Raw genomic sequence first — 19,290 nt, 5'->3', positions numbered from 1 at the left:
TCAAATAAACCTCACCCTCGCCACCAGGCGCCGACCATGACCAGCCCGCACGCCCTCAGCTCCGCCTTCGACCCCGCCTCGATCGCCGTCATCGGCGCCTCGGCCACGCCCGGCTCGGTGGGCAACATCCTGTTCCGCAACCTGCTCGACGGCGGCTACCGCGGCACGCTGTACGCCATCAACCCGAAACACGACAGCATCCTGGACCACCCCTGCCTGCCGTCGCTCGAGGACGTCGGCCGCCCGCTCGACCTCGCCATCATCGCCACGCCGGCGCGCATGCTGCACAACGTCGTCGCGCAATGCGGGCGCCACGGCGTGCGCAACGCCGTCATCGTCGGCGCCGCCGGCCACACGCTCGAACGCCGCATCGTCAACAGCGCACGCGAGACCGGGCTGCGCCTGCTCGGCCCCGGCAGCCTGGGCATCGCCCGCCCGGACAGCGGACTCAACGCCGCGCTCACCCGCATCGCGGTCAAGCCGGGCGAAATCGCCCTGGTCTCGCAGTCGGGCGCGATGTGCTCGGTGATGCTCGACTGGGCGCTGACCAACGAGGTCGGCTTTTCGTCGGTGATCTCGCTCGGCGGCACGGTCAACATCGACTTCGGCGAGACCCTGGAATACCTGACCCACGACTACCGCACGCGCTACATCCTGCTGTACGTGGACCGGGTGCACGACGCCCGCCACTTCATGAGCGCGCTGCGCTCGGCGGCGCGGGTCAAGCCGATCATCGTGCTCAAGCCCGGCCGCCACGGCGACGCACCGGACGGCCAGCGCGCGGCGCCGGCCGACCTCGTCTTCGATGCCGCGATGCGCCGCGCCGGCGTGGTCCGGGTACAGAACATCGACCAGCTCTTCTTCGCCACCAAGGCGCTGTCCTGCGGCTTCCAGCCGCGCGAGGACAGCCTCGCCATCGTCTCCAACGGCAGCGGCCCGGCCGACCTCGCCGCCGACCACGCGCGGGAGCTGGGCACCGAACTGGTCGGCCTCGGCTCGCCGACCATCGCCGCGCTCGAGCGCCTGGGCGGGCGCGAGCGCCGCTGCCACAATCCGCTGGATCTCGGCGGCAATGCCGGGCCGCTGCTGTACCGCGACGCCATCCTCGCGCTGGCCGAGGATGCGGCGGTGTCCAACCTGCTGGTGATCCTGTCGCCGCATGCGCTGGTCGAGCCGGTCGAAGTCGCACAGGAGATCATCGACCTGGCCGCCCAGTTGCGGCTCAAGCTGTGCTGCTGCTGGATGGGCGGCGGCCAGGTGGCTGAAGCGCGGGCGCTGCTCGCCCAGGCCGGCATCCCGGTGTTCAGCTCGCCGGAGGCGGCGATCGAGCTGTTCCACAACATCTCGCGCTTCCACCGCAGCCAGGCGCTGCTGCTGCAGACCGCGGGCGGTGCCGCCGGCAGCGCCCAGCCCCGCAGCGGCGGTGCGCGCATGCTGGTCGAGGCCCTGCTCAACCAGCGCCGCCACACCTTGTCGGCGATGGAATCGAAAGCGCTGCTGCGCAGCTTCGGCATCGCCGTCACCCCCAGCACGGTCGCGCGCGACGCTACCGAGGCCCTGTTCGTCGCCGAGCAGACCGGCTTCCCGGTGGCGATGAAGATCGAGGCCAGCGACATCGCCAGCAAGTCCGACGCCGGCGGCGTGCGGCTGAACCTCAACACCGCCGAATCGGTGTGGAACGCCTATCACGACATCGTCAACGCCATCCGCCAGCGCCACCCCGGCGCGCGCATCGACGGCGTCTCGATCGAGCCCTACCTGTACCGCCCGCAGGCGCGCGAATTCAGCATCCGCGTCAGCCGCGACGCCACCTTCGGCCCGGTCATCAGCCTGGGGCCGCAGGACGCCCCGGCGCCGCGCTGCTTCGCGCTGCCGCCGCTGAACCCGGTGCTGGCGCGCGACCTCATCGACTCGGCGGTACCGGCCGCAGCGCAAGGCCCCCATGGCAGCGCCTGCGTGCTCAAGCGCAGCGCGATCGAGGCGGTGCTGGTGTCGGTGTCCGATCTCGTCTGCGAGCTGCCCTGGGTGCGCGAGCTGGAAATCGGCCCGCTGATCGTCGATGCCGACAGCGCCATCGCCGCCGATGCCCGCATCGCCATCGATCAGGGCCTGCCCGCCGGCAGCGACCGCTACGCCCACATGGCGATCCATCCCTATCCGCTGCACCTGGTGCAAGATTGGCAGATCGGCGACGGCCGCAGCATCCGCACCCGCCCGGTCCGCCCCGAGGACGCCGGGCTGCTGCTCGCCTTCTTCGACACGCTGAGCGCCGAGACCCGGCTGATGCGCTTCATGGAGCCGATCGAAAAACTGAGCCCGGCGATGGTCGCGCGCTTCACTCAGATCGACTACGACCGCGAGATGGCGCTGATCGCCACCACCACCGACGACAGCGGCGCCGAACAGATGATCGGCAGCGCCCGCTACGTCCTCGCCGCCGACGGCGAATCGGTCGAATTCGCCCTCGTCGTCGGCGACGGCTGGCAGCGCCACGGCCTGGGCCGCCGCCTGATGGGCGCGCTCATCGACGTCGCCCGCGCCCGGCGCTACCGCGCCATCTTCGGCGACGTGCTGGGCAACAACGGCAAGATGCTGCGGCTGATGCACAGCCTCGGCTTCCTGGTCCAGCCCCACCCGGAAGAGAACACCCTGAGGCGGGTGACCAAGCCGCTGCACGGCAAGTAAACACCGGCCGGCGCGGACGGAATCCGCGCCGGCCTCGCCGGGCAGGCATCGGGAAACTTCCTGCGGCGGACTTGCGGTGAGCGTCCGCGAATGATGAAGTCCACCTTTTTGTGCATTGCACACATCGACCGGCCGCCCGGCGAAGATCCAAGCCACAAGGAATCATCCCCCAATGAACACCGCAGAACTCACCCCATTCCAGCGCCTGGCGCAACTGAGCCTGGTGGCCCAGATCGCCATCGGGCTCGTCCTCGGCATCGTGCTGGCCCTGGTTTCGCCCGAGGGCGCGAAGGCCGTGTCGATGCTGGGCGACATCTTCATCTCGGCGCTGAAGGCGGTGGCGCCGATCCTGGTGCTGGTGCTGGTGATCGCCTCGATCGCCAACCACCGGCAGGGCCAGCCCACCTACATCAGGCCGATCCTGATGATGTACCTGGTCGGCACGCTGGGGGCGGCGGCGATTGCCGTGGTCGCCAGCTTCGCCTTCCCGACCACGCTCACCCTCACCGTGCCGGCCGTCGAGGCCGCACCGCCGGGCGGCATCCTCGGCGTGATGAAGAACCTGCTGCTGAGCATCGTCACCAACCCGGTCAAGGCGGTGCAGGAGGCCAACTTCATCGGCATCCTGGCCTGGGGCATCGCCCTCGGCCTCGCCCTGCGCCATGCCTCGCCGACCACCCGCACGATGCTCAACGACATCTCGGATGCGGTGTCGTCGATCGTGCGGCTGGTCGTGCGCCTCGCGCCCCTCGGCATCTTCGGCCTCGTGGCCGCGACGCTGGCCGAATCCGGCTTCGGCGTGCTGCTCGACTACGGCCGCCTGCTGCTGGTGATCGTCGGCAGCATGCTGTTCGTCGCCCTGGCGTTCAATCCGCTGCTCGCCTACTGGAAGATGCGCCGCAACCCCTATCCGCTGGTGTTCACCTGCCTGCGCGAAAGCGGCGTCACCGCCTTCTTCACCCGCAGTTCGGCGGCCAACATCCCGGTGAACATGGAGCTGTGCAAACGCATGGGCCTGCACGAGGACACCTACTCGATCGCGATCCCGCTCGGCGCCGCGATCAACATGGCCGGCGCCGCCGTCACCATCACGGTGATGACCCTGGCCGCCACCAACACGCTGGGCATCCACGTCAACATTCCCACCGCGCTGCTGTTGTGCGTCGTCGCCTCGCTCGCCGCCTGCGGCGTCTCGGGCGTGGCCGGCGGCTCGCTGCTGCTGATCCCGATGGCCTGCGCGCTGTTCGGCATGGATGCCGACGTGGCGATGCAGGTGGTCGGCATCGGCTTCATCATCAGCGTGGTCCAGGACTCGGTGGAAACCGCGCTCAACTCCTCCACCGACATCGTGTTCACCGCCGCCGTGTGCGCAGCCGAGAGCGGCGAGCCGCTGAAGCTGTAAACACAAGCGAAACGGCTTGGACGCGGCGAACCGCGCCCAGCCGGCAAGCCGCCTCAGCGGAAGGTCTTGAAGCGCAGTTCGTCCGCGATGAAGGTTTTCCCGGCGAACGGCTTTAGATTCGAGCCGAAGGGCATCTGCGCACGCAGATGCCACGAAGCGGGGAGGCTCCACTCCTTCGCCACGGCCTCATCGATCACCGGGTTGTAGTGCTGCAGGCTGGCGCCGATGCCGGCCTCGGCCAACGCGGTCCACACGGCGAACTGCGCCATGCCGGCCGAATGTTCGGCAAAGGTCGGGAAATTGTCGGCGTACAGCGGGAATTTCCGCTGCAGCTCCGCGATCACGTCCTGGTCCTCGAAAAACAGCACCGTTCCGGCGCCGGCTGCAAAGGCGCTCATCCTGGCATCCGTCGGCCCGAAGGCATCCGCCGGCACGCGCGGGCGCAACACCTCGCGCGTGAGGTTCCACAGTTTTTCATTTCACCATGACTCCAGCACCGAACTTTGCTGGACTACGCCCAAGCCCGATACAGCAGGTTTATCAATAACTTAGGCGAGTTCAACATATGCCGGTGCTTTCCGAAACCTGACCTGACTTCCCTGCTGGTGGCCCCTATGAGGCTCTTGGGAATCGGGTCATTCCGAGGAGTCATCATGGCGAAAATCAAGCTCACCAAGTCCGCAGTCGATGCGGCGCAACCCCAGGCGCAGGCCGTCGAACTCCGGGATACGCTGGTGCCCGGCTTCCTGTGCAAGATTACACCAGCGGGCCGCAAGGTGTTCATGCTCCAGTACCGCACGAATGCCGGCGAGCGGCGCAAGCCCGCCCTGGGCCTGTACGGGGAATTGACCGTTGAACAAGCCCGCTCGTTGGCGCAGGAATGGCTGGCCCAGGTGCGCCGGGGCGGCGATCCGGCCGCCGACAAGGCAGCGGCCCGATCCGCCCCTACGGTCACGGAACTGTGCACGAAGTTCATGGAGGATCATTCCAAGCAGCGCAATAAGCCCAGCACGCAGGTCGGCTACCAGAAGTGCATCGACAACAACATCATCCCGCTGCTGGGCCGCATGAAGGTGCAGGACGTGAAGCGCCCGGACGTTGCCGGGGCGATGAAGAAGATGGCGCACAAGCCTGCGGACGCGAACCGCACGTTCAGCGTGTTGCGCAAGATGTTCAACCTGGCCGAAGTGTGGGGCTATCGGCCTGACGGCACCAATCCGTGCCGGCACGTTCCGATGTACCCCAACGGCAAGTCCACCCACCTCATCAGCGACGAGGAAATGGGCAAGCTGTTCCGGCATCTCGATTTTCTGGAAACCGATGGGCTGGGGCTGGATCATGCCGTCCTGCCACTGGCGATCCGGCTGCAATTCGAGTTCGCGGGCCGACGCTCCGAGATCGCCTCGCTGCAATGGGATTGGGTGGATCTGGAGAACCGCCGCGTGGTCTGGCCCGACAGCAAGACCGGCGGCATGTCCAAGCCTTTGAGCGAGGAAGCCTACCGGCTGCTGTCCACCGCGCCGCGCCAGGAGGGTTGCCCGCACGTGTTCCCGTCTCCGAACCATCCGGGGGAGCACATGAGCAACGGCGAGTATTACGGCGGCTGGACACGCATCCTCAAGCGTGCCGGCGTGACCCACGTGGGCACGCACGGCATCAGGCACCGCTCGGCCACTGACATTGCCAACTCGGGCATTCCGGTCAAGGTCGGGATGGCGCTGACGGCGCACAAGACCGTGGCGATGTTCATGCGCTACGTCCATACCGAGGACAAGCCGGTGCGCGAAGCGGCTGAACTGGTGGCGAACCGGCGCAAGACGATCACAGGTGCATCCCGCGCTGCGGAGGCCACGGCATGACCAAGAAACCGCTTCAAGCGGCGGGGGAATTCCCCGCCGCCGTGCCTACCGGCTACGCAGGCATTCACGGCGGCATCGTGGAAGTGCTCGATGCCGCCCGCCGCGCGACGGCGCGCAGCGTCAATGCGCTGATGACGGCCAGCTATTGGGAGATTGGCCGGCGCATCGTGGAGGCCGAACAGCAGGGCAAGCGCCGTGCAGGCTATGGCGAACAGTTGATCGAGCGGCTGTCGGCCGACCTGACCGCGCAGTTCGGGCGCGGGTTCAGCCGCCCGAACTTGCAGCAGATGCGGTCGTTCTTCCTGACCTGGCCAATTCGCCAGACAGTGTCTAGCGAATCTTTGCCCGCGCCGTCACAAGGCCGTCCCCTGCTGGTGCGGCCTTCGCGACTGGACGAGCTGGCCCAGATGTTTCCGCTGCCGTGGTCAGCCTATGTGCGGCTGCTGATGGTCAAGGATGACTACGCCCGCCGGTTCTACGAGGCCGAGGCGCTGCGTGGCGGCTGGAGCGTGCGCCAGCTTGACCGGCAGATCGGCAGCCAGTTCTACGAGCGCACGGCCTTGTCCAAGGACAAGGCGGCGATGCTGGTCAAAGGCGCTGCGCCGAGGCCCGAGGATGCCATTACGCCGGGCGACGCCATCAAAGACCCCTATGTGCTGGAGTTCCTGAACCTCAAGGACGAATATTCCGAATCCGATCTGGAGGCCGCGCTGATCCAGCGGCTGGAGGATTTTCTGCTGGAGCTGGGCGAAGGGTTCACCTTCATTGGACGGCAGCGGCGCTTGCGCATCGACCAGACGTGGTATCGGGTGGAACTTGCTGCTGTTCCATCGCAAGTTGCGCTGCCTGGTCATCATCGACTTGAAGCTGGGCAGTCTGTCCCACGCGGACGTGGGCCAGATGCATATGTATTGCAACTATGCCAAGAAGCATTGGGCATACCCGGATGAGAATCCGCCCGTGGGCCTGATTCTGTGCGCCGACAAGGGCCACGCGCTGGCGCGGTATGCCCTGGAGGGGTTGCCCACCAAGGTCATGGCGGCTAACTATCGAACCGTGCTGCCTGATGCCGAACTGCTGCAACAAGAGCTTGAGCGCACGCGGCTCATACTGGAGTCTCGCGGCGTGACGCGCACTTGAGCGTGTGCGTTGAGGTTCTACGCCTTACAGGCGGATGCCCCCAGACTTCGGCGTTGCGAATTGCTCGGGTTCTTCGCCGAGCGGGAAGCCGACCACATATAGCATCGTGGCGGGCATCGGCTTGGCATCCGCATCTGTTCCCCACTTCACCTGCATCTTGCGCGTGGCGTAGCGCAGCGAGACGCCGAGCGCCTTGAGTGCGTCGATGTGGGATTGCATTTCGTCGTACACGTCGAACTTCTGCGTTTCGCTGTAGTGATCGGCGCAGTCGCGGTAGTCCCGGAGGTAATCCACCAGCATGGCGAACCTCTCATCTGCCTCGCGGGTCAGCTCGAAAGCCGGTTCCGACAAGTCCATCGAGCAGGTTTCCGCCAATTTGGCCAACTGCTTACCCGTGGTCAGTGCAATCGCCGTGAGGGTGACGTGCTCCTGGTCGAACTTTTCTTTTGCCGCCTTGGCTTCTTCCTCGGATGGGATGGCGAACGGCTTGTTGAGCACGTCTATGTCCTCGAAGTCGAAGGCTCGGGCAAGGGCACGGCGGGTATCGAGACTGGCGGGAAAGCCTTTCTCGACTCGTTGGATCGTTCGCACGTTGAGGCCGGAAATCGCGGCCAATTGCTCCTGCGACCATTGGCGCATGTCGCGGAACAGCTTGATGAACGCAGCCAGTTCAACGGGCGTCAGCAGGCGGGATTGTTGGGCATGTTCTGTAGCATTCATGGGTGGCTCCATCGTTTTCAGCAGACGTGACGAAGTATGGGGAGCCAGGAACAAGGACAACACGACAGCAACCCGACAGCCGGCCGACAGACAACTATAAATACCGCATAGGGCTCGCAAGGATATTCAAGGGGGAGTCCGTGCGTCCCGGCGTTCCGCCGTCGCGCTGTCGTGCTGCGCATCGAGCCTCGCTGCGCGAGTCTCGCCCCATGCGGGCTTCCATCACTGACGCCTCCGGCCCTGGCGGGCCTGCGCGCTCCGCTTGCCCCCAAAGCCGAGGGTGTGCAGTGGGCGGGGTGTAGGCGGTCTTGCTGCTCCCTTCACCGTATCACGGCGTTCTCGCCGTCAAGGGCGGCGCGCGCCATGCGCGCTTGCGTCCTGGCGGCCGTCTGCGACCCCTGACTGCTTGCGCTGCGCCGTGCTGGCCACGGTTCCGGGCAATTCCGCCCGAGCAACCGGAGCACGATCATGTCGCAACTGTCCTTTTCCTCGTTCGATTCCTCGCTGATGGTGCGTGACACGCAGGGCCGCTACCTGCTGGCGACTGCCGAGCAGATTCTGGACGCCGCGCGCCAGGCCATCGAGCGCAAGATGCAGCGCGGTACGTCGTTCACATCGCCGGCGGCGGTCAAGGAATACCTGTGCGCCAAGCTGGCCGGCTTCGAGCATGAAGTCTTCGCGGTGCTGTTCCTCGATACACACCATCGGTTGATCGAATACGCCGAGATGTTCCGCGGCACCATCGACGGCGCATCGGTATATCCGCGCGAGCTGGTCAAGGAAGCGCTGCGGCACAACGCGGCGGCGGTCATCATTTCGCACAACCACCCGAGCGGCAACCCCGAGCCGTCACAGGCCGACAAGGTACTGACGCAGCGGCTCAATGAGGCGCTGAGGCTGGTGGACGTGCGCGTGCTGGATCACGTCATCGTCGCGGGCAACAGCACGGCATCCTTCGCCGAACGCGGCTTGATTTGACCTTGGGGGCTTCGGCCCCTTTTTGCTGCGCCCGATGACGCAACTCCGGCCCTCGCGGGCCTGCGCGTGCTGCGCACTTGCCGAAAGCCGGGGTGCGTGGAGGTGTGAGGGAGGCGGTCTTGCTGTTCCCCTCATCGTGCCACGGCGTTCTCGCCGTCAAGGGCTGCGCGCCATGCGCGCTTGCGTCCTGGCGGCCGTCTGCGACCCCTGACTGCTTGCGCTGCGCCGTGCCCCGGAAGGGTCGGGCAATTCCGCCCGGCAACCTTTCAGGAGTTCACCATGAACAACGTACTCATCACTGCCGAGCAGCGCATCGTGCTGCTGGCCAACGGCCGCACATCGCTGGAGAACCCGGACTTCGACCCGACCCCGGTGGTCAAGCTGTTCACGCCGGACGGCGGCGCGACCTGGCTGCTGACCGAGATTGATCCCGATGACCACGACCACGCTTTCGGTCTTTGCGACCTGGGCCTGGGGGAGCCGGAAATCGGCTGGGTCAGCTTGGACGAGCTGGCGAGCGTGCGCGGCGGGCTGGGCCTGCCGATCGAGCGCGATCTGTCTTTCCGTGGAGAGAAGCGGTTGAGCGCCTATGCGCGCGATGCGCGGCTGGCCGGGCGGATCGTCGTCTGACTTCGCCCTTGGAGCGCCGCAAGGCGCTCCTTGCGCTTTCTCGACCATCACAGGAGATCAATGCGATGAGCAGCCATCACGACTACATCATCGAAATCACCGCGCAGCATGATGCGCTCAAGCCGTTCGCGCCGGAGAACGGCCAGCCGCTGCGCTTCAAGATCGGTGACGCGGTGATCTACACCAACGAATACGGCGTGCAGTTCCGTAGCCGCATCACCGGGTTCTACCGCCCGACCGAGCCTTCGGGACTGTATGCGCGCGGCATGCGCTACTACCTCGATTCGTCAGCGCCGTGGATGCCGGTTGCGCAATCCAGCCTGCGCCCTGACGACTCGGCCTGATGCCTTCGCGCCCCTTGCGGGGCGCTGCGCGCTGCGCTTGCCTCTAGGGGAAAGCCCTGCGGGCTATCCCCGCCGCGCGAGGCTTGGCACCCCTAAAGACCGCCGAACCGGCTGCGCCGGATCGGCCAGAAATCCGCAGCCACAGCAGAACCCGCTTCCCGATGCGCGGGGCATGTTGCGCCTGGTGCTCATCGAACCTTGAAGGCTGGGCGTCCCCGGCCACCTGGGAGATGGCCGGTCGCGCTGTCGTGCGCGTAGCGCATCGAGCCGCCTGCGGCGTCTCGCCCCTGACGGGCTTCCATCGTTCCCTCGCTCCGCTCGGCTGACGCCTCCGGCCCGGCTTCCAGCTTCGGGCCTGCGCGCTTCGCTTGCCGTGCGGTCAGCGCAAGGGGAAGGCCGTTGCCATGTCCAGCCGTCTCCCCTGACTTCATCACCTTGTCCGCGACTGTAGCCCGCGCCCGTGTGCCGTCAAGGCGCGCAGGGCCGTGTCCTCGGCTGCGCCTGCGGGCCGCACCAACCCTGCGCTTTTCTCCTTGACGGCACCCGTTCGCGCGCTCCTGACCGTCGCGGGCGATGAACTCAGGAAAGACGGTGGCAACAGGGCCAACCGGGTTCCTCGTGCCGACCGCACCAAACAGCCGAAAAGCTGGGCTCCGAATCTTGGAATCCGGTGTGCGGTGTGAACAGCAAACCTCTTTTTGTCAGGAGAAAGATCATGCAACTCGCATCCCGTTTCGCTTCCCGTTCCCCCTCGCTGCGCAGCGACTACCCGCTATCCGATGACCAGATTCACCGCGTAGCGCCGTCCATCTTCGCAGACGCGCCGCATGAGAGCCGTTCGCAGCGGTACGCCTACATCCCCACCGCCGCCGTGCTGACCGAGCTTCGCAAAGAGGGGTTTCAACCCTTCATGGTGACGCAGACCCGCGTGCGCGATGAAGGCAAGCGCGAGCACACCAAGCACATGATTCGCCTGCGCCACGCCAGCCAGATCAACGGCGCGGAGGCCAATGAAATCGTGTTGTTGAACTCGCACGATGGCACGAGCAGCTATCAGATGCTCGCGGGCATGTTCCGGTTCGTGTGCAGTAATGGCCTTGTGTGCGGTGACACCGTGGCCGATGTGCGCGTGCCCCACAAAGGCGACGTTTCCGGGCAAGTCATCGAAGGCGCTTACGAAGTCTTGCGCGGCTTCGAGCGTGTGAAGGAATCCCGCGACCTGATGCGCGGCATCACCTTGGACGATGGCGAAGCCGAAGTATTCGCCCGTTCCGCGCTGGCCCTCAAGTACGACCCCACCGACAACAAGCCCGCGCCCATCACCGAATCGCAAATCTTGATGCCGCGCCGGTTCGACGACCGCCGCCCGGACTTGTGGAGCGTGTTCAACCGCACGCAAGAAAACCTGACCAAAGGCGGCTTGCATGGCCGCAGCGCCAACGGACGCCGCCAGCAAACCCGCCCCGTGCAGGGCATTGATTCCGATGTGCGCCTCAATCGCGCCCTCTGGATGCTGGCCGATGGCCTGCGCCAGTTGAAAGCCTGATTCCCCACGCGGCAGGGGCAGGCAGCAGCCCTTGCCGCATCCCTCGCTGCTGCATCCCTGAACCGTTAGGAGTTATCACCATGAACGCCATCACCTACACCGAAGCCCACGCCGTCAATGCCGCCGCCGCTGTCCCGCTGGAAGCCGCCGACCCGACCAAGAACCTGATTCTGGTTCCGCTGTCGCGGCTGGTGCTGCGCCCCACGGGCCGCAACGTGCGCAAGACCCCGCGCATGTCCATCCCCGAACTGGCCGCGAGCATCCAGCGCGTGGGCCTGCTGCAAAACCTGATCGTGATTGCATCCGCCGATGGCGAGCATTACGAAGTCGTGGCCGGTGGCCGCAGGCTGGCCGCGTTGAAGCTGCTGGCGAAGAAGCACCGCATCAGCAAGGAATGGGAGGTGCCTTGCCTGCTGGTGGCCGATGGCACGGCCCGCACCGCCAGCCTCACCGAGAACGTGCAGCGCGAAGCCATGCACCCCGCAGACCAGTTCGAGGCATTCGCCGCGCTGGTGGCCGAAGGCCGACCCATCGAGGACATTGCAGCGGATTTTTCCGTCACGCCGCTGGTGGTGCAACGCCGCCTCAAACTCGCCAATGTCTCGCCGCGCCTGATGGCCGACTATCGGGCCGATGCCGTGAGCCTTGACCAGTTGATGGCCCTTGCCATCACCGACGACCACGCCGCGCAGGAAGCCGCCTTCTACGACGCTCCGACGTGGCAGCGCCAGCCGTCCGCGCTGCGCGACCGCCTCACCGAAAGGGAAATCGACGCCTACCGGCATCCGCTGGTGCGCTTCGTCGGGCTGGACACCTACGAAGCCGCAGGCGGCGGCATCCGCCGCGACCTGTTCGCAGAAGATGACGCGGGCGTGTATCTGACCGATGCCGCACTGCTGGAACGGCAGGCGCAAGACAAGCTGGCGGGCATCGCCGCCGAGGTGAAGGCCGAAGGCTGGGCGTGGGTGGATGCCACGCCGGGCGTGACCCATGCCGACCTGCACGCCTTCCAGCGTGCCCCGCGTGAGCGGCGCGAACTGACCAAGCGCGAAGCGCAGCGCATCGAAAAGCTGCAATCCAAGATGCAGGAACTGGCCGCAGCCGTGGATGACGCGCTGGACGCCGACGACGAGGAAAAGGCCGACGCCTTGCAGGAAGAAGGCGAAGCCGTGGGCGAGCAGTTGCAGGCGCTGGAAGATGGCTTGCAGGACTACAGCCCGACCGTGAAGGCCGCAGCCGGTGCCATCGTCACCATCGACCGCAACGGGCAAGCCGTCATCCATCGCGGCCTGCTGCGCGAGGCCGAGGCCAAGGCGCTGCGCACGCTGGAACGCCTGCGCCAAGGTTTCAGCGGCGAGGATGCCGGGAACGACGACGAAGGCGAGGATGACGAGCAGCCCAAGACCGCCGCCATGTCCGACCGGCTGTCGCAACGGTTGAGCGCCCACCGCACCGCCGCGCTGCAAATCGAAGTCGCCCGGCATCCGCAAGTGGCGCTGACCGCTCTGGTGCATGGCATGGTGCAAACGGTGCTGCAAGACAGCTACCACGGCCACGATCTGCCGCTCGGCGTGCGCCTCAACGTGCAAGACCGGCTGGAAGGCATGGCCCCGGACTGGCCGGAATCGCCCGCCGCCGTGGCACTGCGCGAACTGCAACAGGTGGCCGGTGAAACCTTGCCGCAGAACAGCGCCGAACTGTTCGCCGCGCTGCTGGCGAAGTCGCAAGACGAACTGGTGCGGCTGCTGGCGGTATGCGTGGCCGTCACGGTGGACGTGGTGACACCCCGCGCCACGCGGCAGCAGCCGGGCGAGGAACTGGCGCAGGCCGTGGGGCTGGACATGGCCGCATGGTGGAAGCCCACCGATGAGGGTTATTTCCGGCATGTACCGAAGGCTGCGATTCTGAAAGCCGTGGAGCAGTTCGCCCCGTCGCATGTCACCCGGCTGGCGAAGTTGAAGAAGGTCGACATTGCCAGCGAAGCCGAGCGGCTGGCGGATGGAACCGGCTGGATGCCCGCCATCTTCGCCACCGAAGGCACGCAGGCAGAGCCACAGGAGCAGGACGACGCCCCGGAGGATGCCGAGGCAATGGCGGATGAATCCGCCGTGGCGCTGGCCGCTTGACCTGCGCCGACAGCAAGCGCCCCGGCCTCGACCGGGGCGCTTCGCTTGAAGGAGAACGCCCCATGACCCGCACCACCACCAGCCGCCCACGCATGGCGGCGATCTACGCTCCCGGCACGGTACGCGCCCGCCGCTGGCACGGCGATGGCGACGTGCGCGGCTACCGCCCGCCCTCGGGCTGGTCAGCCCGCGCCGACCTCACCGACATTCACCCCATCACGGGCCGCGCCTTGCCGCGTGCCGTGTGGTGGCTCATCGAGACGAAGGAATAACCCGAACAGCACCGCGCCCAGGCCGTTCCGTCCTGGGCGCGGTGAAATGCAAATCCGGGCGCGGCGGTGGCCGCGCCCGGTGTTCAAGGCCAACAGCCGAACCAAAACGCCGACGCCTTCGCGGTGGCTCAGGCGGCGGCGTTGAAGGCATCGCTGTAATGCGCGACGCCTTCCGGCACTGGCCCACTCAGGGCCAGCGCCATGAAGTAGCCGGGCGGTACGCCCGGCAGTTGCAGACCCGCGTGGGCCTGAAAACCAAAGCGCGCGTAATACGCGGGATCTCCCAGCAGCACACAGCCTGCGGCCTGCATGGCTCGCAGTTCGGACAGCGCCTGTTCCATCAGGCGCGAACCGATGCCGTTTCCCTGCCTTTGCGGCAGGACGGAGATTGGCCCCAGGCCATACCAGCCTTCGGCCTCTCGCCCGTGACCATCGGCGATCGTCACCGGCGACAGCGCGACGTGGCCGACGACCTGGCCGCGTTCTTCGGCCACGATGGAAAGCGTCAGCTCGTCGGCGGCACGCAAGGCCCGCACGATGAAGTGCTCGGTGTGGCTGGTGTGCGGCGCATCGGCAAAGGCGGCCACCGTAACTGCCTCGATGGCGGAAATGTCGTCCGGGGTTTCGTGTCGTAGCTGGATGGTCATGGGTCTGTTTTGATTTCCTTCCTGAAAATATAGAACGGCCTGGGCGTGTCGGCGCGATGCGCCGCCGGGCTTTGCGGGCTTCGCCCCGTGCCGTCTTTGTCGTCACGGCCATTCGGCTTCAATCCCTCACGCCTTCGCGCCTGCGGCGCTGCGCGCTGCGCTTGCCTCCAGGGGAAAGCCCTGCGGGCTATCCCCGCCGCGCGATGCTTGGCACCCCTTGATACCGCCGAACCGGCCTACGCCGGATCGGCCCGGCCAGCGCCCCGCCGCGATGGGCGCGGCACTGGCGAACACGCTGGCGCTTGCTGCGGCAGGTTGTGCAAATGCAGGCCGTCCTCAACGCTGGCGGTTCGTACCCATCACGTCACGAAGGACGGTTCACGCCAGTTCACGGTATGCCCGCCCGGCATCGCTATGGAGCTTCCACGCCACGCCTCAAGGCCTGCGCTGCAAGGTGCGGCAGGGGCGTTCTCGCTTGTCGTCGGGTGGTTGACCTGGCCCGCGTCAGCGGGCGGGCCGGTGCAGCCTTCATGCGGGGATGCCGAGCCGGCCCCATCTCCTTTCGGAGCGGTTCGGCCCAAGGCGTCCTTGTCTCGTTGTGAATCCTGGCGGTGGCGCGGCTGCGCCTCGGGCTTCATGGCTGCAACCGTCCGGCGAAAACAATTTCCCCGCCGCTGCGCGGCTTCCTCGCGCAGCAAATTCTTTTCGCCTCCCGGTTCTCCACTGCGTTTCGACCGCAAGCGGTGCAGCCAGCCCGTCCCCCGCCGGCCGGATCACAACAAGGACGCGATGGGCGCGAACCTTGTTCAACCGAAAGGAGAAAACATCATGGCCACCATCGGCACCTTCACCGCAGACAAAGACGGCTTCACCGGCACGCTTCGCACCCTGACGCTCAACGTCAAGGTCAAGCTGGTTCCCAACGACAAGGGGGACAACGAGAAGGCCCCTGACTTCCGCTTGCAGGCGGCCAGCCACGACATCGGTGCGGCGTGGAAGAAGACCAGCGAGGCCGGGCGGGAGTACATCTCCGTGACCCTCGACGATCCATCGTTCCCAGCCACCGTCTATGCCCGCCTGATTGAAGGCGAGGACGGCACGCACGACCTGATCTGGTCGCGCAGCAAGCCCCAGGCGGCGTGACCGCCGCCCGCAGCGCCCCGCCACACGGCGGGGCGCTGCGCTGTTGGTTCGCTCCGAACTTGGCGGCAGGCAGTGGCCCGTATGGGGTTGCGTTTCCATTGGGTGCAGCGATGTTTACCGTTGCAGTCAGGGCATGGCGTGTCGGCGCGATGCGCCGCCGGGCTTTCGGGCTGCGCCCCATGCCGCCAACGGCGTCATGTCCATTCGGCTTCAATCCCTCACGCCTTCGCGCCTGGCGGCGCTGCGCGCTTTGCTTGCCTCCAGGGGAAAGCCCTGCGGGCTATCCCCGCCGCGCTGCGCTTGACGCCCCTTGAACACCGCCGAACCGGCTGCGCCGGATCGGCCCGGCTTACCCGGCCTGCGCCTACGGCTGGGCCGCTGCCGCCGCGAGCTGGCTTTCAGCCTCGCTCATCAATACCGCCGTGCTGCATTCAAGTGCGCCGGCGATCTTGAAGATAAGTGCCAGCGTGGGCATGTGTTCGCCGCGCTCGACCTTGCCCATGTGCGAACGCTCGATGCCGGCCAGGTGTGCCAGCGATTCCTGCGCGATCCCTCGTTCCGTCCGTAGCGCGCGCACCGCCGCGCCGAAGGCTTGCGCCAGTTCGGCATCGAAGGTGGTGGCACCGGCCGGGCGGCCGGGTTGGACGGATCGCTTCTGCATAGACAGAAGCGTCAAATCGCAGGACAATTAAAACCACGTTATCTTTAACTCAGTGACGAAAAATCGCTGTTCCGTGCTTTTACGGAAATCCGTATCTACGGATTTCCACAGAACCGGGGAATCGCATCCGTGTCTTTCCGGCTTCCTGCAATTGCGCTTCTGCGCTTCCGTTCTTCTACGGATGCGATGGCTTGTGCATCCGTGTTTCCACACGCACCCTCGGTTCCGTGGGGGTTCTGCCCATGACCTTGCCGCTTGTCACCGCTGATGAACGCGCCCGGCTGCTGGCCCACGGCGCGGCGCTCGCCGCTGGCCAGCGCCTCGACCTGCTGCCGGTGGTGCGCCTGTTCACCCCCGACGCGCATGTGACCTGGCTGCTGGTGTCGCTCGACCCCGCCGATGGCGATACGGCCTATGGCCTGATCGACCTCGGCATCGGCATGCCCTCGCTGGGAACGGTCAGGCTGTCCGACCTGGCTGGCATCGTCGGGCCGCGCAAGCTGCCGGTGCAGCGGGATCGGTATTTCCAGGCGGTGCGCCCGCTGTCGGAGTACGTCCGGCTGGCGCAGGAGAACGACGCGATCACGGACTGATGAACGCCAGCGCGGCCCGGCCAGCCGTGGCGCACTGTGACTATTTCAGTCTTGGTCAAGACCGGGCAGGTCTGAATCGGCATTGATGCACCGGAGCGATGCCAGTCTGCCGCAAACAGTCCTGATCTTTGGCGCGGGCTGCGGCACGGTATCCGGTGCCGCGCACCATTTCCGGGTGGCGCAGCCGTCGCATTCAGACGATTTCCCCAACACGCCGGAGCCAAACGGTCTTGACACCGACAGTTACAGCTTAACCGTTTTTGATGATGACCTGATGGCGTTTCGATAGCTCCCGCATCGCGGAAATCGTGGCGACGCATCCCAAGCACAGGGAGCTTTCGCCATGACTGATCGCAGCGCCGACCACTGGTATCCGACAGCCGCCTATCTCTACGTCCTGCACCTCGACGGCCCCGCGCTGGCCTGGGAATACCTGCGCAGGAATCCCGACTACCGCCGCGACTGGCTGCGCCGTCGCCGCCGACCGGACGCAGCGCAGGCTTGGAGCCTGCGCCTGCTGGAAGACCCAGCCCTGGATGCGCGTGACGCGCATCCGGCCTGGTTCCCTGACCACGATGCCGTGGTGCAGCTCTATCCCGACGCCGACCCGCCACCCGAAGCCCATGCCTTCGAGTTCTGGCGCGTTCCCGGCCGCAAGCAACTGATCCACGACGGCAAGCGCCTGGTGCTGGTGTCGCATTGGCCCAGCTGCTGCCTGCGGCTCGCGCTCGCGCCGGGCCTGGAGGACGGCGTGGCCTACCTCTACGCCACTCGTGCCTGCGCCACGCCCTGCGCGCGCTATCGCACGCTCGCGGCTGAACTCGACGCCCTGGCCGTCGCCACGGTTGCCGCGCCTGCGGCGGCGGCCCGTTCCCGGCCCACGCCTGCCGCACTGCTGGAGCTGCACACCTTGCAGGCGCTCGACGCGACCCTGGCGGGCGCGTCCTTGCGCGAAGTGGCCGAAGGGCTGTTCGGCGTGGAGGCCGTCGCGGCCGACTGGCACAAGGACGGTGCCTTGCGCGCCCGCGTGCGTCGGCTGGTGCGCCGTGGCGATGCGCTGATGCGCGGCGGCTATCGCCGCCTCGCACAACTTCCGCCACTGCCGTTGCAGTAGGGGGGAAGTTTTGCAGCCCCTGCAATTCGTCCCTTAGCAAGCAGCCTCGCTTTCTCGAAAGTGCCTCCATCCGGCTGCGTGGTGTGGCCGGGCTTGATGGAGGTTCATCCCATGCGACCAGCTCCCTTGCGGCCTGCCGCCACTGTCTCGACCGCTGCCGCGCAGCCGCAGCGTTATCTCACCAACGACGAAGCCGCCGAGTACCTGCGCCTGTCGCCGCGCACGCTGGAGAAGCAGCGCGTGATCGGCGGCGGGCCACGCTTTCGCAAGTTCGGCCGGCGCGTCATGTACGCCGTGGCTGACCTCGACGCCTGGGCGTCCGACCGCAGCTTCGAGACGACTTCCGATCCCGAGTACGCCGAGCACCACTCGGCGGACAGCCGTGCGCGCTGATCGCTGGCGCGCGCCAGGCCACAGCCATGTCCATCTCCGCGCTGCCATTCCGGCAGCGGCCCTCGCAAGAACGCGAACAGCTCGACCTGTTCCGCGCCTTGCCGGGCGACATGGCACCGCGCGACAGCCAGGACTTGATGGCCTATCCGTTCTTCTCGCTCGCCAAGTCCAAGCGGGTCAAGCCCATCGACTTCCGGGCGGGCAACGTCACGATCCGCGTGGAAGGCACGCAGGAGCATGGCATCGCCACGATTTGGGATGCCGATGTGCTGATTTGGGCGGCCTCGCAGATCGTGGAGGCGAAGGATGCGGGCCTGCGGCCTTCGCGGCTGATCCGCGCGACGCCCTACGAGATCCTGCGCTTCATCGGGCGCGGCAAGTCGCTGCGCGACTACCAGCGCCTCAAAGCGGCCTTGGATCGCCTGCAATCGACCACGGTGGCCACGTCCATCCGCGAGACAACCGGGCGACGCCTGCACCGCTTCTCGTGGATCAACGAATGGAAGGAGCTGGCCGATGCCAGCGGCACACCGCTGGGCATCGAGCTGATCTTGCCGGACTGGTTCTATACGGGCGTGCTGGATGCCGCCCTGGTGCTGACCATCGACCCGGCGTATTTCCGGCTGACCGGCGGCATCGAACGGTGGCTGTATCGGCTGGTGCGCAAGCACGGCGGCAAGCAGGCATACGGCTGGCAGTTCGACTTCCGCTACCTGCACCAGAAATCCGGCAGCACCGCGAAGCCCTACGACTTCGCCTGCGACCTGCGCGCGCTTGTCGCGCGGCAGTCGCTGCCCGGCTACGTCCTGGGCATCGAGCGGATGCCGGACAACGGCATGGAACTGCTGACCTTCCGGCCCGTGCCGCATACGGCACGGGGATAACTCGGGGAAAGCCTGTGAATGGCGTCGTGCTATCAGGCGTGCGGGGTATCGTGCTATCAGGCGTGGGACTATCGTGCTATCAGGCGTGCCAATCGGCCGCAAACCCGCGCCAGCACTGGGTTTGCGCGCCCTCTAACTTCCCTAACTTAATTT

18 protein-coding genes and 1 pseudogene are annotated in these 19,290 nt (G+C 66.5%); 15 read left to right on the top strand and 4 right to left on the bottom strand.

Features of this window, described 5'->3' with window-relative positions:
- The first annotated feature begins 36 nt into the window (after positions 1–36).
- Both QM748_RS16555 and sstT read left to right on the top strand, forming a co-directional pair.
- Positions 37–2,685 (top strand): GNAT family N-acetyltransferase, encoded by a 2,649-nt coding sequence (locus tag QM748_RS16555; RefSeq protein ID WP_415248105.1) that lies wholly within the window; start codon positions 37–39, stop codon positions 2,683–2,685.
- 172 nt (positions 2,686–2,857) lie between these two features.
- Entirely contained in the window at positions 2,858–4,087 is a 1,230-nt protein-coding gene (sstT, locus tag QM748_RS16550; protein ID WP_415248104.1) for a serine/threonine transporter SstT, read from the top strand.
- 53 nt (positions 4,088–4,140) lie between these two features.
- Here sstT and QM748_RS16545 read toward each other — a convergent pair whose 3' ends face one another.
- Complete coding sequence (locus QM748_RS16545; protein WP_415248103.1) at positions 4,141–4,485, bottom strand: nitroreductase family protein; 345 nt, start codon at positions 4,483–4,485, stop codon at positions 4,141–4,143.
- Between the two features lie 255 nt (positions 4,486–4,740).
- Here QM748_RS16545 and QM748_RS16540 point away from each other — a divergent pair, with 255 nt between their 5' ends.
- Both QM748_RS16540 and QM748_RS16535 read left to right on the top strand, forming a co-directional pair.
- Positions 4,741–5,946: a tyrosine-type recombinase/integrase gene (locus tag QM748_RS16540; RefSeq protein ID WP_415248102.1), complete on the top strand. Its 1,206-nt coding sequence runs from the start codon at positions 4,741–4,743 to the stop codon at positions 5,944–5,946.
- Positions 5,943–7,086, top strand: a pseudogene (locus QM748_RS16535) (PDDEXK nuclease domain-containing protein). The gene QM748_RS16540 and the pseudogene QM748_RS16535 overlap by 4 nt, the downstream one beginning before the upstream one ends.
- Before the next feature lie 24 nt (positions 7,087–7,110).
- Here the strand turns inward: QM748_RS16535 and QM748_RS16530 are convergent.
- On the bottom strand, positions 7,111–7,806 hold the full coding sequence (locus QM748_RS16530) for a helix-turn-helix domain-containing protein (protein WP_415248101.1): 696 nt from the start codon (positions 7,804–7,806) through the stop codon (positions 7,111–7,113).
- A 468-nt stretch (positions 7,807–8,274) separates the two neighbouring features.
- Here QM748_RS16530 and QM748_RS16525 point away from each other — a divergent pair, with 468 nt between their 5' ends.
- The 6 genes from QM748_RS16525 (at position 8,275) to QM748_RS16500 (ending at position 13,702) form a co-directional block, all read left to right on the top strand.
- Positions 8,275–8,784 (top strand): JAB domain-containing protein, encoded by a 510-nt coding sequence (locus QM748_RS16525; protein WP_023101689.1) that lies wholly within the window; start codon positions 8,275–8,277, stop codon positions 8,782–8,784.
- 279 nt (positions 8,785–9,063) lie between these two features.
- Positions 9,064–9,414, top strand: a complete 351-nt coding sequence (locus QM748_RS16520; RefSeq protein ID WP_415248100.1) for a DUF2958 domain-containing protein — start codon at positions 9,064–9,066, stop codon at positions 9,412–9,414.
- A 65-nt stretch (positions 9,415–9,479) separates the two neighbouring features.
- Positions 9,480–9,758: a hypothetical protein gene (locus tag QM748_RS16515; RefSeq protein WP_415248099.1), complete on the top strand. Its 279-nt coding sequence runs from the start codon at positions 9,480–9,482 to the stop codon at positions 9,756–9,758.
- A 715-nt stretch (positions 9,759–10,473) separates the two neighbouring features.
- Positions 10,474–11,304 (top strand): DUF932 domain-containing protein, encoded by an 831-nt coding sequence (locus QM748_RS16510; protein ID WP_415248098.1) that lies wholly within the window; start codon positions 10,474–10,476, stop codon positions 11,302–11,304.
- Positions 11,305–11,384: 80 nt separating this feature from the next.
- Complete coding sequence (locus QM748_RS16505; protein ID WP_415248097.1) at positions 11,385–13,430, top strand: ParB N-terminal domain-containing protein; 2,046 nt, start codon at positions 11,385–11,387, stop codon at positions 13,428–13,430.
- A 62-nt stretch (positions 13,431–13,492) separates the two neighbouring features.
- Positions 13,493–13,702, top strand: a complete 210-nt coding sequence (locus QM748_RS16500) for a hypothetical protein (RefSeq protein ID WP_019726277.1) — start codon at positions 13,493–13,495, stop codon at positions 13,700–13,702.
- A 128-nt stretch (positions 13,703–13,830) separates the two neighbouring features.
- Here QM748_RS16500 and QM748_RS16495 read toward each other — a convergent pair whose 3' ends face one another.
- Positions 13,831–14,349, bottom strand: coding sequence for a GNAT family N-acetyltransferase (locus tag QM748_RS16495; RefSeq protein WP_415248096.1), 519 nt, complete (start codon positions 14,347–14,349; stop codon positions 13,831–13,833).
- 828 nt (positions 14,350–15,177) lie between these two features.
- Between QM748_RS16495 and QM748_RS16490 the strand changes: the two genes are divergently transcribed.
- Positions 15,178–15,492, top strand: a complete 315-nt coding sequence (locus QM748_RS16490) for a DUF736 domain-containing protein (RefSeq protein ID WP_091570701.1) — start codon at positions 15,178–15,180, stop codon at positions 15,490–15,492.
- A 364-nt stretch (positions 15,493–15,856) separates the two neighbouring features.
- On the opposite strand, the gene QM748_RS16485 is transcribed toward QM748_RS16490, so the two are convergent.
- Positions 15,857–16,153 (bottom strand): helix-turn-helix domain-containing protein, encoded by a 297-nt coding sequence (locus QM748_RS16485; protein WP_016254210.1) that lies wholly within the window; start codon positions 16,151–16,153, stop codon positions 15,857–15,859.
- Between the two features lie 242 nt (positions 16,154–16,395).
- On the opposite strand from QM748_RS16485, the gene QM748_RS16480 reads away from it, so the two are divergent.
- From QM748_RS16480 to QM748_RS16465, 4 genes are all read left to right on the top strand, one after another.
- The gene (locus QM748_RS16480; RefSeq protein WP_415248095.1) at positions 16,396–16,746 is read left to right on the top strand and encodes a DUF2958 domain-containing protein; all 351 of its coding nucleotides are present in this window, start codon (positions 16,396–16,398) and stop codon (positions 16,744–16,746) included.
- 343 nt (positions 16,747–17,089) lie between these two features.
- Positions 17,090–17,860, top strand: coding sequence for a DUF2285 domain-containing protein (locus QM748_RS16475; protein ID WP_415248094.1), 771 nt, complete (start codon positions 17,090–17,092; stop codon positions 17,858–17,860).
- 111 nt (positions 17,861–17,971) lie between these two features.
- The gene (locus QM748_RS16470; RefSeq protein ID WP_024069220.1) at positions 17,972–18,253 is read left to right on the top strand and encodes a helix-turn-helix transcriptional regulator; all 282 of its coding nucleotides are present in this window, start codon (positions 17,972–17,974) and stop codon (positions 18,251–18,253) included.
- A 26-nt stretch (positions 18,254–18,279) separates the two neighbouring features.
- Entirely contained in the window at positions 18,280–19,137 is an 858-nt protein-coding gene (locus tag QM748_RS16465; RefSeq protein ID WP_415248093.1) for a replication initiator protein A, read from the top strand.
- Positions 19,138–19,290 lie beyond the last annotated feature (153 nt).

Origin of the sequence: Thauera sp. (genome assembly GCF_047601425.1) — a bacterium.
GTDB lineage: Bacteria > Pseudomonadota > Gammaproteobacteria > Burkholderiales > Rhodocyclaceae > Thauera.
This window is presented reverse-complemented; position numbering and strand designations above follow the sequence as displayed.

What these genes read in the sequence shown, in the direction of transcription:
- QM748_RS16545 (WP_415248103.1), bottom strand. Translation starts at nt 4,485, where the DNA reads ATGAGCGCCTTTGCAGCCGGCGCCGGAACGGTGCTGTTTTTCGAGGAC.
- QM748_RS16500 (WP_019726277.1), top strand. Translation starts at nt 13,493, where the DNA reads ATGACCCGCACCACCACCAGCCGCCCACGCATGGCGGCGATCTACGCT.
- QM748_RS16540 (WP_415248102.1), top strand. Translation starts at nt 4,741, where the DNA reads ATGGCGAAAATCAAGCTCACCAAGTCCGCAGTCGATGCGGCGCAACCC.
- QM748_RS16510 (WP_415248098.1), top strand. Translation starts at nt 10,474, where the DNA reads ATGCAACTCGCATCCCGTTTCGCTTCCCGTTCCCCCTCGCTGCGCAGC.
- QM748_RS16505 (WP_415248097.1), top strand. Translation starts at nt 11,385, where the DNA reads ATGAACGCCATCACCTACACCGAAGCCCACGCCGTCAATGCCGCCGCC.
- QM748_RS16515 (WP_415248099.1), top strand. Translation starts at nt 9,480, where the DNA reads ATGAGCAGCCATCACGACTACATCATCGAAATCACCGCGCAGCATGAT.
- QM748_RS16475 (WP_415248094.1), top strand. Translation starts at nt 17,090, where the DNA reads ATGACTGATCGCAGCGCCGACCACTGGTATCCGACAGCCGCCTATCTC.
- QM748_RS16520 (WP_415248100.1), top strand. Translation starts at nt 9,064, where the DNA reads ATGAACAACGTACTCATCACTGCCGAGCAGCGCATCGTGCTGCTGGCC.
- QM748_RS16485 (WP_016254210.1), bottom strand. Translation starts at nt 16,153, where the DNA reads ATGCAGAAGCGATCCGTCCAACCCGGCCGCCCGGCCGGTGCCACCACC.
- QM748_RS16525 (WP_023101689.1), top strand. Translation starts at nt 8,275, where the DNA reads ATGTCGCAACTGTCCTTTTCCTCGTTCGATTCCTCGCTGATGGTGCGT.
- QM748_RS16530 (WP_415248101.1), bottom strand. Translation starts at nt 7,806, where the DNA reads ATGAATGCTACAGAACATGCCCAACAATCCCGCCTGCTGACGCCCGTT.
- QM748_RS16555 (WP_415248105.1), top strand. Translation starts at nt 37, where the DNA reads ATGACCAGCCCGCACGCCCTCAGCTCCGCCTTCGACCCCGCCTCGATC.
- QM748_RS16465 (WP_415248093.1), top strand. Translation starts at nt 18,280, where the DNA reads ATGTCCATCTCCGCGCTGCCATTCCGGCAGCGGCCCTCGCAAGAACGC.
- QM748_RS16480 (WP_415248095.1), top strand. Translation starts at nt 16,396, where the DNA reads ATGACCTTGCCGCTTGTCACCGCTGATGAACGCGCCCGGCTGCTGGCC.
- sstT (WP_415248104.1), top strand. Translation starts at nt 2,858, where the DNA reads ATGAACACCGCAGAACTCACCCCATTCCAGCGCCTGGCGCAACTGAGC.
- QM748_RS16490 (WP_091570701.1), top strand. Translation starts at nt 15,178, where the DNA reads ATGGCCACCATCGGCACCTTCACCGCAGACAAAGACGGCTTCACCGGC.
- QM748_RS16470 (WP_024069220.1), top strand. Translation starts at nt 17,972, where the DNA reads ATGCGACCAGCTCCCTTGCGGCCTGCCGCCACTGTCTCGACCGCTGCC.
- QM748_RS16495 (WP_415248096.1), bottom strand. Translation starts at nt 14,349, where the DNA reads ATGACCATCCAGCTACGACACGAAACCCCGGACGACATTTCCGCCATC.